The sequence below is a fragment of the Sphingomonas sp. NIC1 genome, from assembly GCF_001638925.1.
GTDB classification, from domain to species: domain Bacteria; phylum Pseudomonadota; class Alphaproteobacteria; order Sphingomonadales; family Sphingomonadaceae; genus Sphingomonas; species Sphingomonas aquatilis.
In genome coordinates this window covers 2,303,009-2,317,656 of record NZ_CP015521.1, presented here as the reverse complement: position 1 = coordinate 2,317,656, position 14,648 = coordinate 2,303,009, and the positions used below count along the sequence as shown (strand labels likewise).

Annotated in this window: 16 protein-coding genes; 10 read left to right on the top strand and 6 right to left on the bottom strand. The window is 68.1% G+C overall.

The features are described 5' to 3' along the window. Positions 1-8: 8 nt before the first annotated feature. The 3 genes from A7E77_RS11075 to A7E77_RS11065 form a co-directional block, all read right to left on the bottom strand. Positions 9-1,985: an autotransporter assembly complex protein TamA gene (locus A7E77_RS11075; RefSeq protein ID WP_063687993.1), complete on the bottom strand. Its 1,977-nt coding sequence runs from the start codon at positions 1,983-1,985 to the stop codon at positions 9-11. Between the two features lie 194 nt (positions 1,986-2,179). Then, positions 2,180-2,383, bottom strand: coding sequence for a hypothetical protein (locus A7E77_RS11070; RefSeq protein WP_063687992.1), 204 nt, complete (start codon positions 2,381-2,383; stop codon positions 2,180-2,182). Between the two features lie 86 nt (positions 2,384-2,469). Then, the gene (locus A7E77_RS11065; protein ID WP_043059437.1) at positions 2,470-2,679 is read right to left on the bottom strand and encodes a hypothetical protein; all 210 of its coding nucleotides are present in this window, start codon (positions 2,677-2,679) and stop codon (positions 2,470-2,472) included. Between the two features lie 177 nt (positions 2,680-2,856). Between A7E77_RS11065 and A7E77_RS18015 the strand changes: the two genes are divergently transcribed. Beyond that, positions 2,857-3,027, top strand: coding sequence for a hypothetical protein (locus A7E77_RS18015; RefSeq protein WP_017977893.1), 171 nt, complete (start codon positions 2,857-2,859; stop codon positions 3,025-3,027). On the opposite strand, the gene A7E77_RS11060 is transcribed toward A7E77_RS18015, so the two are convergent. Further along, positions 3,024-3,641, bottom strand: coding sequence for a helix-turn-helix transcriptional regulator (locus A7E77_RS11060; protein WP_063687991.1), 618 nt, complete (start codon positions 3,639-3,641; stop codon positions 3,024-3,026). The genes A7E77_RS18015 and A7E77_RS11060 overlap by 4 nt on opposite strands. A 91-nt stretch (positions 3,642-3,732) precedes the next feature. On the opposite strand from A7E77_RS11060, the gene A7E77_RS18010 reads away from it, so the two are divergent. The 6 genes from A7E77_RS18010 (at position 3,733) to A7E77_RS11035 (ending at position 9,900) form a co-directional block, all read left to right on the top strand. Beyond that, positions 3,733-3,909, top strand: a complete 177-nt coding sequence (locus tag A7E77_RS18010; protein WP_167509714.1) for a hypothetical protein — start codon at positions 3,733-3,735, stop codon at positions 3,907-3,909. Then, positions 3,906-4,199, top strand: a complete 294-nt coding sequence (locus A7E77_RS11055; RefSeq protein WP_063687989.1) for a hypothetical protein — start codon at positions 3,906-3,908, stop codon at positions 4,197-4,199. The genes A7E77_RS18010 and A7E77_RS11055 overlap by 4 nt, the downstream gene beginning before the upstream one ends. Before the next feature lie 24 nt (positions 4,200-4,223). Continuing rightward, positions 4,224-5,006, top strand: a complete 783-nt coding sequence (locus A7E77_RS11050; protein ID WP_063687987.1) for a tryptophan 2,3-dioxygenase — start codon at positions 4,224-4,226, stop codon at positions 5,004-5,006. Between the two features lie 130 nt (positions 5,007-5,136). Beyond that, the gene (locus tag A7E77_RS11045; RefSeq protein WP_063687985.1) at positions 5,137-7,245 is read left to right on the top strand and encodes a TonB-dependent receptor; all 2,109 of its coding nucleotides are present in this window, start codon (positions 5,137-5,139) and stop codon (positions 7,243-7,245) included. Positions 7,246-7,362: 117 nt separating this feature from the next. After that, positions 7,363-8,547 carry an acyl-CoA dehydrogenase gene (locus A7E77_RS11040; protein WP_063687983.1) on the top strand — a complete coding sequence of 395 codons (1,185 nt, stop codon included), beginning with the start codon at positions 7,363-7,365 and terminating at the stop codon, positions 8,545-8,547. Positions 8,548-8,781: 234 nt separating this feature from the next. Then, entirely contained in the window at positions 8,782-9,900 is a 1,119-nt protein-coding gene (locus A7E77_RS11035) for a CaiB/BaiF CoA transferase family protein (RefSeq protein WP_063687981.1), read from the top strand. Between the two features lies 1 nt (position 9,901). On the opposite strand, the gene A7E77_RS11030 is transcribed toward A7E77_RS11035, so the two are convergent. Both A7E77_RS11030 and A7E77_RS11025 read right to left on the bottom strand, forming a co-directional pair. Beyond that, complete coding sequence (locus A7E77_RS11030) at positions 9,902-11,194, bottom strand: sugar MFS transporter (RefSeq protein ID WP_063687979.1); 1,293 nt, start codon at positions 11,192-11,194, stop codon at positions 9,902-9,904. Between the two features lie 98 nt (positions 11,195-11,292). Next, positions 11,293-12,093 carry a DODA-type extradiol aromatic ring-opening family dioxygenase gene (locus A7E77_RS11025; RefSeq protein WP_063687977.1) on the bottom strand — a complete coding sequence of 267 codons (801 nt, stop codon included), beginning with the start codon at positions 12,091-12,093 and terminating at the stop codon, positions 11,293-11,295. A gap of 77 nt (positions 12,094-12,170) precedes the next feature. Between A7E77_RS11025 and A7E77_RS11020 the strand changes: the two genes are divergently transcribed. The 3 genes from A7E77_RS11020 (at position 12,171) to A7E77_RS11010 (ending at position 14,566) form a co-directional block, all read left to right on the top strand. Then, a complete protein-coding gene (locus A7E77_RS11020; protein ID WP_063687974.1) occupies positions 12,171-12,716 on the top strand; it encodes a (2Fe-2S)-binding protein in 546 nt (181 codons plus the stop codon). A 138-nt stretch (positions 12,717-12,854) separates the two neighbouring features. Further along, positions 12,855-13,802, top strand: coding sequence for an RcnB family protein (locus A7E77_RS11015; protein ID WP_063687972.1), 948 nt, complete (start codon positions 12,855-12,857; stop codon positions 13,800-13,802). 83 nt (positions 13,803-13,885) lie between these two features. Then, positions 13,886-14,566: a 2OG-Fe(II) oxygenase gene (locus tag A7E77_RS11010; RefSeq protein ID WP_017977881.1), complete on the top strand. Its 681-nt coding sequence runs from the start codon at positions 13,886-13,888 to the stop codon at positions 14,564-14,566. The last annotated feature ends 82 nt before the right edge of the window (positions 14,567-14,648 follow it).

Here is a 14,648-nt window from a genome sequence, read left to right as displayed (position 1 = left end):
GGCGCGCCTCAAAACGCCTGCCCCAGCGATACGTAGACGGCGATGCGGCTATCGCCCGGCTTGGGGTTCAGCGGCGTGCCGACGTCGAGGCGGATCGGCCCGAAGTTCGAATAATAGCGCACGCCGACGCCCGCGCCGTATTGGAAATCGCCCAGCCCCGGGAAGGCCGTGGTATAGACCGTGCCACCGTCGAGGAACGGCACGATGCCGAAATTCCCGAACGTCTTCACCCGCGTCTCGATCGAGAACTCGGCCAAGCTGCGCCCGCCGATCGGATCGTTGTTGACGTCGCGCGGGCCGATCGCCTGGAAGCCGTACCCGCGCACCGACGCGCCGCCGCCCGCATAGAAGCGCCGCGACGGCGCGATCTGGTCGCGCGGCGCGCCCAGGATCGACCCCAGGCGGATGCGCTCCGCCAGCACCACGCCGCTATGGACGGGCTGGTAGGCGCTGGCATCCAGCTGCATCCGCGCGTAGCCGAAGACATTGCCCTGCAACGACACTTCCGGGCTGAATCGCCCGCCGATGCGAAAGCCGCGCGTCGGGTTGAGCAGGTCGTCCGATCCGTCGTAATTCAGGCTGGTCGGCACCGCACCGATGAAGAAGGTGCGCCGCCGCGGCTCGCCCGTCGCCGCGATCACGTCGCGCTCGTCCGACGCGATCAGTTCGCCGCCCAGCGACCAGGTCCACGCCTTCTGGAAGAAGATCGTCGTCTGCCGCTCCAGGCTGCCGGCCAGCGTGAACGTCTTCGCGTCATAGGCGTCACGCACCGTATGGGCAGCAGCCGCCTGTAGCGTCAGCACCCGGTCGCGCCCGCCGACATTGCTGCGTCGGAAGACGATGTTGCCCAATTGCTCCTGCGTGCCCAGCACGCTGCGCAGCGTCAGCGCGCCTTCGGGCGGGAACAGGTTGCGGTGCGTCCAGCTGATTTCGGCGCGCGCGCCTTCGCCCGTGCCATAGCCCAGCTCGCCTGCGATCGTGCGCGGCGGCGCAGGCTCCATCTTGACGCCGATATCGACCGTGCCCGGATCGGCGTCCGCGATCGGCTTCACTTCGACGGAGGACACGAGGCCCGTCTGGATCAGCGCGCGCTTCAGATCGTCGAGCGACGCGGCATTATACGCATCCCCGGGCTGGAAGCGCGCGATCTCCTGCACATGGTCCGCGTCGAACACCCGATTGCCGGGCAATGCGACGATCCGCCCGAACCGCCGGGCATTGCCGGTCGCGACGGCAAGGTCGAGCGTCGCGGTCTTGGTCGCATGATCCACCACGATCTGCGGCTCGCCGATGTCGGCGAAGGGAAAGCCCGCCTGCCCCGCCTTCGCGCGCAGCTGGGTCGTGCCCGCCACGATCGCGTCGGCGTTGACCGGGTCGTCCGCCTTCACCCCGAAGGCCTTGTCGAGCACCGGCGCCTTGTCCCCCGCCGCGCCGACGCCGCCCAGTGTCACCGCGGTGAAGCGATACAGCGTCCCCGGCTCGACCGCGAGCACCACCTGCGGCTTGGCGCCCGGTTCAATCCGCGTCGTGACGCGCGCATCATAATAGCCCTCGCCGCGCAGCAACGTGCGCAGCAGGTCGCCGTCCTCGCGCGCGCGCCGGTCGAGCTGCGCGGCATTGGCGGCGCTGCCGTCATTCTCCGCCAGCGTCGACAATTCCTCGAACCGGCGGCGCAGCAGCGGCGTCGCGGCGCTATCGATCCCCTCGATCCGCCAGCCATAGCGCCGCTCGCCCGCCGCATCGGTCGCCTGCGTCGCGGCCGCCTCGGTCGCGTCGGGCTTCAGCTCGGGCCAGGCGACCCCGATATCGGGCAATGCCGCGAGCGGGGCGTTGGGGTCGAGCGATACGCCATCCGTGGTCGGCGGGGTCTGCGGGGTCTGCGGGCGCGTGGTATCCCCCGCGGGCGAGGTCTGCGCCGCAGCCGATCCGGCAACAAGGAACGCGGCAGTCGCGCCTAGCCCGAACCACCCCCAACGCGACACCATGCGCCTGTCCTAGCGCGCGGCGCCCCGGCGCAAAAGTCCCACACCGGCGCGAATCCCGATCGACCCGACGCAGCGAGGAACCGGCCGGACGCATGCAGACGCCGAGGCCCAGAGCCGCGCATCCCATATGTCGACGTTTTGCCCGGGCTTGTGCTCCTGCGTTCGCACGTCCCCCCGCCCACACGCCAGCGATGCTATTTGACTGTTACGGGCCAGCGCTGGCGTACCAGCCGATAGACATCGAGCACAATCGACGGCGCTGTCACGGCCGCCAACAGGATAAGGTCATGCCGCTTGATAAGGCAGACGTTATTGAACGCCAGCCGCTCGATGGCGAAACCCACGGCGGCGCTCCCCACGGTCAACGGCGTCCGCCACCTGTCCTTGCGCTGCTCCATCGGCGGAGGATCGCAGCGCCCACATGACAAAACACTGTCGGGCGGATGACGTCATGCGCCGGCAGCCCGAATCCTGCGCGCGCGGCTTAGTGGACCGTACCGACCACCTCGTCCGACGCCAGCAGCTCCACCAGTCGCTCGGTCTGACGCCAGCGGCAGAAATGCACGTGGTTGCCGATGTCGCGCATATGGCCTGCGCGGATCGCGGCCTCCACCGGTGCATGATCGCCGAACGTCGCGATCAGCTCGGCCGCCTCAGCGACCTGTTGCGCATCGACGACATACAAAGCGACCATAAGCGAAAAACTCCTCAAGCGAACGCGGCACCGGTCGTATCTACAATCGCCGTGCCAATGTCGGCGGATCGGCGCGCGCCTGCCGCGTCCGATAGTAAATGCCTGTGCGGCCTACCGTCCCACGTGTCCCGAGCGGGGACGCTGGCGTCCCGGCGCGGGACGTGGCAGGGCTCGACCATGGCCGACACTCCTCCTTCCGCCGCGGGCGGCATCCTGATCGCCCTCTGCTCGATCGGCGGCACCGCCATCGGGCTGATGCAGGGACAGGTGACGATCGGCTTCCTGGCGGGACTGGCGATCGGCGCTGCCGGTGCCGTTGCGGTCTGGCTGCGCGACCGACAGCGCTAACGCGGCGCGCGCATCAGCCAGACGACGCGGCCGATCACCTCGACCGTCCCCTCGGGCACCGGGGGGGCCGACGGATTGTCGCTGCTGATCGTCAGCCCGTCCCGCCCGCGCACCACGCGCTTCACCATCACCGCATCGTCGACGCGCAGCACGAACACCGCGCCCGCCGTGTCCGGTGACCGCCGCGCCCGGTCGACCACGATCAGGTCGCCGTCGATCAGCCCCGGCTCCATCGAATCGCCACGCACCCGCACGATTCCCGTCAGCCCCTCGCGCAGGCCCAGTCGCGCGGCGAGCGCCGGATCGAGCGCCTCGGCCCCCAGCACGATCTCGCTGTCGACCAGCGCACCCGGCCCCGCCGACGCCGCCACGTCCAGCCGCGGCACGGTGAACGCCCGCCGCTGTTGCGGCCCGCCCAAGGCCGCCTCGTCGACCCCGAAATAGTCCGCCAGCCGCCGCCGGTCGTCCTCCGCTAGTCGCCGCGGCGATCCACGCATCACGAACTGCTGCAGATAGGCCGCGTTGCGCCCGATCATCGCCGACAGCGCCGCCAGGCTGTCACCCCGCGCGTCGGCCAGGGCCTTCAGCCGCCCCCTTGGATCGTCCTGCTCCACGAGCCCGACCTTAGCGTAGGATTTTTCCTAGACAAGCGGAAACGATGAGAACATATGAGGAACATGATTCGCGGACTCGGGAGGGAGATGCATGTGCCTGCTGTTGAAGATCGATCGCTATCTGCGCGTGACCAAGATGTCGCGCAGCGAGTTCGGCCGGCGGACGGTCAACGATCCCCGGCTCGTGACCGACATGATGCGCGGCCGGATCGTCGGCCAGGATCTGGAACATCGCATCGAACGCTTCATGGCGGAGCGGCGCGCATGAGCCGTGGCCACGACCCGCATGCCAGGCTGTTGAAATCATTGGAACGCAGTGCGCGAAACTATGGCGTGGGTGCGACTTTTAGTGACTTTTCGGAAACGCCCTGGTCCAGCGCCACCTTCATTGGCTATCGCCTGACCATGGCGGTGATGGTCGATGGCGACGCTACCGCCTGGTTCGCCGCCCTGCCCGAGGAAGACGTGTCTGCGCCCGGCCGCCTCGTTGCCGACCTCGCGCTGCGTCGCGACGCGGACGCCATGCGGCTCGAACTGTTGGTGCTGCTGGAAGCCTGAATCAGGCTGCGCTACGCTGTCGCCATGACGATCACCTACCGCAGCTATCTGCGCCTGCCCGAACTGCTCGACGTGCAGAGCCCGTTGAGCGGCGTCCACGACGAACTGCTGTTCATCACCATCCACCAGGCGTCCGAACTCTGGATGAAATTGTGCCTGCATGAATTGGGTGAGGCGCGGCGACGGATCGCGGCGGATGACGTCGCACCGGCGCTCAAGATGATGGCACGGGTCAGCCGCATCCAGGCGCAGCTGATCCAGTCGTGGGAGGTGCTGGCGACGATGACCCCCGCCGATTACGCCGCGATGCGCGGCAAATTGGGGTCGAGCTCGGGGTTCCAGTCCGACCAGTATCGCAGCCTGGAATTCGTGATGGGCAATCGCAATCCGGCGATGGTCGACGTGTTCGACGAGGACGACGTCCGCGCCCGCCTGTCCGACGAACTCGCCCGCCCCAGCCTGTATGACGAGGCGTTGCGCCTGCTCGCGCGTCGCGGCCTGCCGATCCCAGCCGACCGGCTGGAGCGCGACTTTGCCCAAAGCGTCCCCCCGTCGCCCGACGTCGAAGCCTGCTGGGCGACGATCTACGGCCATCCCAACGATCATTGGGATCTGTACGCACTGGCCGAGAAGCTGGTGGACCTCGAATATCACGTGCAGTTGTGGCGGTTCGGCCATTTGAAGACGGTGGAGCGCGTCATCGGCTTCAAGACCGGGACCGGCGGCACCGCGGGCGTCCCCTATCTCGCGCGTGTGGTGGAACAGCGCTTCTTCCCCGAGCTGCTCAACGTCCGCACCAGCCTGTAGCATCGGGGCCACAGTGCTGACGTAACCGCGCCGTCACACCGATTTCATCTTGATATAACGTATCACGTCGCACAAACGCTTCGCACTTGCACAACGCCCGGGTCCGGGCCTGTTCTTACGCGGAGTATCCATGCGCACCTTCCTGCTCGCCGGCGCCAGCCTGCTCGCCAGCCCCGCCTTTGCCCAGACCGGCGCCCCCGAAGCCGCGCCGCAGGGCAAGGACATCATCGTGACCGCTGCCGTACCGCAGAGCGAGCGCGACGTATTGCAGGGCACCACCGTCCTGTCGGGCGAGCAGCTGACCCGCGAATTGCGCCCGACGATCGGCGAAACGCTCGCCCGCCAGCCCGGCGTGTCCGCGACATCGTTCGGCCCCAGCGCCTCGCGCCCCATCCTGCGCGGCTTCCAGGGCGACCGTATCCGCGTGCTGACCGACGGTATCGGCGCGATCGACGTCAGCAACACCAGCGTCGACCATGCCGTCATCATCGATCCGCTGCTCGCCGAGCGGGTCGAGGTGCTGCGCGGCCCGTCCGCCTTGCTGTTCGGATCGTCCGCGGTCGGCGGCGTCGTCAACGTCATCGACACGCGCATTCCGCGCACCGTGCCCGAAAACGGCTACCGCCTGAACGGCATCGCCGCCTACGGCTCGGCGGCGACCGAGCGGTCGGGCGGCGCTGCGGGCGACCTCGCGGTTACGAACAACATCGTGCTGCACGCCGACGGATCGTACCTCAAGTCGAACGACCTGCGCACCGGCCGCGGCTACATCCTCTCCCCCGCCGCCCGTGCCGCCGCACTCAGCCAGGTCGGCCTGCCGCAGGATACCGACGAACCGATCGACTTCGCCGCCTCGGCTGCGCTGCGGAACCGCCTGCCCAATTCGGCGTCGGAGACGTGGACCGCGGGTGCCGGCGCATCGATCATCACCGACACTGGCAATCTGGGCGTGTCGTACAGCCATTATGACAGCCTGTACGGCGTCCCCATCCGCTACGCGACCACGGTGGGTCAGGAACAGGAAGCGCCGCGCCTCTCCGTCGTCCAGAACCGCGTCGACCTGCGCGGCGAGGTGCAGACCGGCGGCGGCGTCCTCGAGAAGATCCGCGTCCGCGCCGGCCAGGCGAACTACCGCCACTTCGAACTCGAAGAGGACGGCAGCGTCGGCACCGCTTTCTACAACAAGGGCCTTGAGGGGCGTCTCGAGCTGGTCCAGGCCAATCGCGGCGGCTGGCAGGGCGCCAGCGGCGTTCAATATTTCAATCGCATCTTCAACGTCGTTGGCGACGAAGCCTTCCTGCCCAAGAACGAAACCAACCAGACCGGCTTCTTCACGCTGCAACAATATGCCAACGGCCCGTTCCGCGCCGAGGGCGGCCTGCGCTATGAGTTGACCGACGTCGCCGGTCGCGTGCCGGTGGGCAACGATCGCTTCTTCGGCGGCAAGCGCCATTTCGAGGCGCTGTCCGGCTCGATCGGCGCCTCCTATGCGATCGCCGACGGGGTGCGCATCGGCCTCAATGGGTCGCGCACCGAGCGCGCCCCCTCGGCGGAGGAGTTGCTGGCCAACGGCCCGCACGCCGGCACCCAGGCCTATGAGCTCGGCAACCCGAACTTCAGCCTGGAAAAGAGCTGGGGCCTCGAGGCGACGCTTCACGCGCACGGCGACGGCTTCAGCCTCGATGCCTCGGCCTATTACAACTGGTTCACCAACTACATTTCGGAAAACCGCGTCGACCCCGCCGTCTGCCTCGCCCGCACCGACGACCTGTCGGGCCTGCCTTGCTTCCAGTATCAGCAGGGCGACGCGCGCTATTACGGGTTCGAGGCCGACGCCTCGGTCCGCCTCGCGCGCATCGGCAAATACACGATCAACGCCGACCTGCTCGGCGATTACGTCCACGCCAATATCGTCGACGTCGGCCCCGTGCCCCGCATCCCGCCGGCCCGTGTCCTCGGCGGGCTCGAAGCGCAGGGCGACCGGCTGGGTGGCCGGATCGAGGCGGAGCATGTGTTCGCGCAAAATCGCCTCGCCGCCTTCGAAACCCGCACGCCGGGCTACACGATGGTCAACGCCAGCGCCTCGATCCGTCCGTTCGGGCAGGACAGCAAGACCAGCCTGCTGCTCTCGGCCAACAACATCTTCGATGTCTTGGCGCGCCGCCATTCGAGCTTCCTGAAGGACTTCGCGCCGCTCGCCGGCCGCGACATCCGTGTGACGCTGCGCTTCGGCCTGTAACCGCCGCTCGCCTCGCGCCCCTCGTCACCCCGGACCGGTTCCGGGGTGACGGGATGGATGCCCCCCTTGCCCCCTCCCCCAACCTCCCGTACCGGCTCTTCAAAAGGAGACGATGCGATGGCCGGCATGGGCAAGTTCGACTGGGCGGATCCCTTCCTGCTCGACGAGCAGTTGAGCGAAGACGAGCGGATGATCCGCGACACCGCGCGCGCCTATGCGCAGGATCGCCTCGCCCCGCGCATCGTCGAGGCGTTCCAGCACGAACATACCGACCCTGCGATCTTCCGCGAAATGGGTGAACTGGGGCTGCTCGGCCCGACCGTCCCGGAGGAATATGGCGGCGTCGGCGCCAGCTACGTCGCCTATGGCCTGGTCGCGCGCGAGGTCGAGCGGATCGACTCCGGCTACCGCTCGATGATGAGCGTCCAGTCGAGCCTCGTGATGTACCCGATCTACGCCTATGGTTCGGAGGAACAGCGCCACGCCTTCCTCCCCAAGCTCGCGAGCGGCGAATATATCGGCTGCTTTGGCCTGACCGAACCCGACGCAGGCTCCGATCCCGGCGGCATGACGACGCGGGCGCGCAAGGTCGATGGCGGCTATGTGCTCAACGGCGCCAAGACCTGGATTTCGAACAGCCCGATCGCCGACGTCTTCGTCGTCTGGGCGAAGAGCGACGCACACGGCGGCGCAATCCGCGGCTTCATCCTCACCAAGGGACTGAAGGGCCTGTCCGCGCCGAAGATCGAGGGCAAGCTCTCCTTACGCGCCTCGATCACCGGCGGCATCGTGATGGAGGATGTCGAGGTCGGCGAGGACGCGCTGCTGCCCAATGTCGAGGGGCTGAAGGGCCCGTTCGGCTGCCTCAATCGCGCGCGCTACGGCATCAGCTGGGGTGCATTGGGCGCCGCGGAATTCTGCTTCCACGCCGCCCGCCAATACGGCCTCGACCGCAAGCAGTTCGGCACCCCGCTCGCTGGCCGCCAGCTCTACCAGAAGAAGCTCGCTGACATGGAGACCGAGATCGCACTCGGCCTGCAAGCCTCGCTGCGCGTCGGCCGCCTGATGGACGAGGGGCGGTTCGCGCCCGAGATGGTCTCGATCGTCAAGCGCAACAACGTCGGCAAGGCGCTCGATATCGCCCGGATGGCGCGCGACATGCACGGCGGCAACGGCATCAGCGGCGAATATCAGGTCATGCGCCACGCGATGAACCTGGAGACGGTCAACACCTACGAAGGCGCGCACGACGTCCACGCGCTGATCCTGGGCCGCGCAATCACCGGCATCGCGGCGTTCTGAGGACGTCGCGAGAGGTTCCCAGGGGTTCGCCGGTCCGTCACCTCCCATCGTCACCCCGGCCTTGAGCCGGGGTCCCGCTTCTTTGACCGCACAGGCGTAGCGGGACCCCGGAACTAGTCCAAGGTGACGGAAGTGGGGCATTGCCTGAGCTAAGACGCCTCACACCTAGCATAACATTTGTTGTGCTCACTCGCCGCGCCGCTTACCCTCCCTCTAAACAGAGGGAGAGGACCCATGGCGCCACCACCGCTCACCGGGCTACGCATCGTCGAGATGGCCGGGATCGGTCCCGGCCCGTTCTGCGGCATGATGCTCGCCGACCATGGCGCGGAGGTGATCCGTATCGATCGCGGCCCCCAGCCGGGGTTCAGCGATCCGACCAAGGACCCATTGCTCCGCTCGCGTCGATCGGTGGCGATCGACCTCAAAACGCCGCAGGGCATCGCCGCGGTCCGCCGCATCGTCGCGAGCGCTGACGGCCTGATCGAAGGCTACCGCCCCGGTGTGATGGAGCGGCTGGGCCTCGGCCCCGACGTGCTGCTCAACGACAATCCGCGCCTCGTCTACGGCCGCATGACCGGCTGGGGACAGACCGGCCCCCTTGCCGCCGACCCTGGCCACGACATCGACTATATCGCCATCTCCGGCGCGCTCCATGCCTTCGGGCGCGCTGGCGACAAGCCGACGGCACCGATCAACATGCTCGGCGATTTCGGCGGCGGCGGCATGATGCTGGCATTTGGTATGCTCGCCGCGCTGCTCCACGCGCAACGCAGCGGCGAAGGACAGGTCGTCGACGCCGCGATGACCGACGGATCAGCACTGTTGATGAGCATGATCTGGGGCTTCCGCGGCATGGGACGGTGGAGCGACGCGCGCGGCACCAACCTGCTCGACGGCGGCGCCCCCTTCTACGACACGTATGAAACGCAGGATGGCAAATGGATCGCGGTCGGGGCGATCGAGCCGGCCTTCTACGCCGCGCTCCGCCGAGTCCTGGGCCTCAGCGATCCGCTTTGGGACCGCCAGCTCGATCCCTCCGCGTGGCCGGCGCAGCGCGACGGTCTGGCGGCTCTGTTCCGCACCCGGCCGCGCGATGCCTGGGTCGCAGCGTTTGCGGGCAGCGAGGCGTGCGTGGCCCCTGTCCTCGACTTCGACGAAGCCACCGCTCACCCGCATAATATCGCGCGGGGGACGCTGGTCGAGGCGGGCGGCGTGATCCAGCCCGCCCCCGCCCCGCGCTACTCGGCGAGCGCCACCGTGCCCCCCGCGCTGGGGAGCGAGCGGACCGATGCCGCCACGCTCGCCGATCTCGGCTTCACGCCCGCGGAGATCGCGAGCCTCGGCCTGTAGCTCAGGCCGTCACCGCCGACCGCCGTGCGTAGAGGCCATAGGCCAGGATCAGCGCGTAACAGATCGCCGGCAGCGTCAGCGACAACTGCATCGATCCGGTCGCATCGGCGATCAGGCCGGTCAACGGCGGGATGATCGCGCCGCCGACGATCGCGGTGGCGATGATGCCCGATCCTTCCGCGGCGCGCTTGCCCAGGCCTTCGCTGGCGAGGCTGAAGATCGTCGGGAACATGATCGAATTCATCAAGCCGATCGCGAGCAGCGCATAGCCCGAGATCGCACCCGTCGTGTTGGCGGAGATCAGGATCAGCGCGATCGCGCCCGTCGCCACGGCGGCGAGCACCTTGCCCGGCGCGACGCGCGTCAGCACCCACGAACCGATGAAGCGGCCGACCAGCGCCCCGCCCCAGTAATAAGGGACGTAATTGCCCGCGGCCTGATCGCCGATGCCGAACACCGACGCCTGCATCAGATACAGCACGATGACCGACCCGATCGCGACTTCCGCACCGACGTACAGGAAGATGCACGCCGCCCCCATCGCGAAGCGCGGGCGCTTCAGCAGGGTGAAGGCGTGGAAGATGCTGCCCGTCTGGTCCTGTTCTTCCTTCAGGCGGTTGCGGCGGGTCCACACGACGGCGGCGATCACCAGCAGCGCGACGGCGAGGCCCAGATAGGTGTGGACGATCGCCTGCGACGCTTCCTGCCGGTACGTCACCAGTGCCGCACCGCTGAGCGACGCCGCGCTGACGCTGGCGAGCCCGCCGAGGATCAGCGACGACCCGACGCGCGGGAAGATCGTGGTGCCGAGCGAGTTGAACGCCTGCGCGAAGGTCAGGCGGCTCGACGCCGTCTCGGGCTTGCCCAGCAGCGAGATCAGCGGGTTGGCGACGACCTGCACGATCGTGATGCCCGCGCCCAGCACGAACAGCGCCACCAGGAACATCGCGAACGTCGCGCTCTGCGCCGCAGGAATGAAGAGCAGGCAACCGACCATCATCGTGACGAGGCCGATCGACGCGGTGCGCATATAGCCCGCCTTGCGCACGATCGCCGCCGCGGGCAGCGAGAACAGCGCATAGGCCAGGAAGAACGCCGACTGGACCAGCATCGACGTCGCATGGTCGAGCGTGAACAGCTCCTTCAGCTTCGGGATGATGATGTCGTTGAGGCTGGTGATACCGCCGAAGATGAAGAATAGCGCGATGACGAAGATGCGCAGATCGGGCGCGTCATAGCCGTGCGCGGCATCGCCGCGGGCCGCGGCTTGGGTTGTGTCGACATGCATGGCCATGGGACTGGCAGCCTCTCCTGGGGAAGATTATGATCCCCAGCGCATAGGCGCCCGCCGCCATCGCTGGCAAGCCGCACCACCGACCCCCGGCATACCCGTCACCCGAATCGAAACCCCGACACCGCCCAGCCCATCACCACGTCGCGATAGTCGCAGAGCGCCGCATCGTCGGCGCCCGCCCCCAGCGCGACCATCAGCGGCAGCAGATGCTCGGCCTCGGGGTGCGCGAACCGGGCGTGCGGCAGCGTCTCCCACGCTGCCACCCTTACCGCGCGCCGCGCCGGATCGGGATCGGTCACGGCGGCGACCAGCGCATCGTCCCATTCGCGCGCGACCGGCGTCACCGCAGGCCCCCGCGCGCGCAGATTGTGGAAGCTCATCCCCGATCCGACGATCAGCACCCCCGCATCGCGCAGCGGCGCCAGTACCCGCCCGATCGCGATATGCGCGGCGGGGTCCAGGTCGGCCCGTAGCGACAGCTGGGCGAGCGGGATGTCGGCGTCAGGGTTGGCGACCATCATCGGGATGAAGACGCCATGGTCCCAGCCGCGCTGCGCCTCTTCGCCGACGGCATGCCCTGCCGCGCGCAACAGATCAGCCGCAGCACGTGCCACATCGACCGCCCCGGGGGCATCCCAGCGCAGGCGATAAGTGTGGTCGGGAAAGCCGTAATAGTCGAACAGCAACTCGGGTCGCTCACCGACATGCACCGTCAGATCGGGCGTCTCCCAATGACCCGATACCATCAGGATCGCGCGCGGCCGTTCGGGTAGCGATGCGACCAGCCCGGCAAGATACGCCTGCATCGGCCGCCACATCGGGTCGGGCGGCCCGCCATGCGGGTCCATGAAGAAGCACGGGCCGCCGCCATGCGGCACGAACAGCGTCGGAAGCGTCATGCCGCCAAGATCGCCGCACGCCGCCCCGTCCGCAATCGCTGTGGATCGAAACGCCGCGTTTCGCTTATGGGGCTTTCATGTCGCGCCTCACGGTCAACAACCAGCCGGTCGAATATCGGCTCGACCCCGCAACGCCGCTGCTGTGGGCGCTGCGCGACGCATCGAACCTGACCGGCACCAAATACGGCTGCGGCACCGGCGATTGCGGTGCCTGCACCGTCGATATCGACGGTCGTGCCGTCTTGTCCTGCCGCGTTCCCATCGGGGCGATCGAGGGCAGCTACGTCACCACGATCGAAGGGCTGTCGCGCGAACGCAACCACCCGCTGCAACTCGCCTTCATCGCCGCCAATGTGCCGCAATGCGGCTTCTGCATCTCCGGCATCATCATGGCGGCGTCGGTGCTGCTGAAGCGCGACACCGACCCCGACGAAGCAGCGATCAAGTCGGCGATCCGCAACCTGTGCCGCTGCGGGATCTATCCGCGACTGGTCGAGGCGATCCAGCGCGCCGCCCGCGCCGCGCGCGGTGAGGAAACCATCCCCGCCGGCGCCCGTCCCGGCATCGATCCCGCGGACGCCGCCCGCGTCGTCCCCGCGCTGGTGCCGCCGCCCACGCGGTAGGGGAAACGGGTCCGCTACGGGCCCAAGCTTTCGCAACGCTGACGAACCAATTCAGCTTCGGCACAGCGCCGGTGTGTCATTCCGACGTCATCATCGGGGCCGGCTCGTGCGCCGGCAGTGGAAGGACGAACGTTCGTCATGAAGAGCGTGATCAAGGCGTTGCTGGCTGCATCGATGCTGATGCCGGTTGCGGTGCAGGCGCAGGAGGTGGGCGAGCGCGGCCCGGGCGGTCCCGGCCGTCGTGGCGACTGGCAGGCGCCGGGTGGCCCACGCCCCGACGGCGGTCGTCCGCCGCTGTCGGCCGAGGTCGGCGTCGATGCCCAGATTCGTACCGAGCGCCCGCAATGGCGCGGCGAGCGCCCCGGCGGCCCCGATGGCGGTCAGTGGCGCCGCGACCGGCCCGGCGGCCCGGACGGCCAAGGCCCTGCGCCCGGCCCGGATCGGCGCCCCGGCCCCGATGGGCAACGCCCCGATTGGCAGCGGCCCGATCGCCCCGATCCCGGCATGGAGCGCCGCCCCGACTGGCAGCGTCCGGGCCGGCCCGGACCGGGCATCGACCCGGGTCCCCGCCCCGACTGGAATCGCCCCGGACCGGATCGTGCCGATCAGGACCGTCGCGACCGTGAACGCCAGGATTGGCAGCGTCGCGACCGCGAACAGCGCGACTGGCAGCGGCGTCAGGACATCGACCGGCGCTGGACCGAACAGCGCGGCTGGGATCAAGGCTGGAACCAGCGCGGCCGGTTCGACCGGCGTAACGACTGGGGCCGTAACGACTGGGATCGGGGCTGGCGCAACGACCGGCGCTACGACTGGGCGCGTGAGCGTGCAGCGAACCGCGGTGTCTTCCGCCTGCCGCGCTATTATGCGCCGTCGGGCTGGGGCTATGGCTACCGCCGCTTTTCGGTCGGCATCTCGCTGGCGCCGCTGCTCTTCTCGCAGAGCTACTGGATCGACGATCCCTTCGTCTATCGCCTGCCCGAAGCCTACGGCCCGTATCGCTGGGTGCGCTATTACGACGACGCCTTGCTCGTCGACGTCCGCAGCGGGCTGGTGGTCGATGCGGTCTACGGCATCTTCTACTGATCGATCGGCAGGATGACGGGAGGCCCGATGGCGACATCGGGCCTCTTGTCTTGTCCCTATCCCGACGGCATTTTCCCCGCGCCATGTTCTTCCGCAAGAAAGCCGCCGCCCCCTCGCCCGCACGCCGCGACACGGGTCGCGCGGTCGCCACCCGCCTTGCAGCCAATCCGCAGATGACGGCGGCCGAGGTGTCGGGCGTCGAACTGTTCTACCACCTCGATTTTCTCGATGCCGCCCAATGCGACACGCTGATCGCGATGATCGACGCGGACCGCCGGCCGTCGTCGCTGCTATCCGACCGCCCTGAATCGGATTTTCGTACCAGCGAAAGCTGCGACATGAATCGCTATGCGCCAGAGGTGCAGCCGATCGACGAATCGATCGCCGACCTGCTGGGCCTGCCGCACGAAAAGGGCGAGACGATGCAGGGCCAGCGCTACGCGCCCGGCCAGCACTTCCGCGCGCACCACGATTACTTCCACGACACCGAAAGCTATTGGCCGCAGATCCAGGCGTCGGGCGGGCAGCGGACATGGACCGCGATGATCTACCTCAACGACGTCGCCGAAGGCGGCGAAACCTGGTTCCCGCAGGCCGGCTTCAAGATCGCACCACGCCGCGGGCTGCTGCTCGCCTGGAACAACATGAACCCGGACGGGACGCCCAACACGCTGACGCTGCACGAAGGCATGGATGTAGTGGAGGGCACGAAATATATCGTGACCAAGTGGTTCCGCGAAGGATCATGGCTCAAGCGGGGATGAGGCTCGGACCGGCCGAACATCTGGCCACACCTAAACCGTCACCCCGGACATGATCCGGGGTCCCGCTTCTTTTGCGCGTACA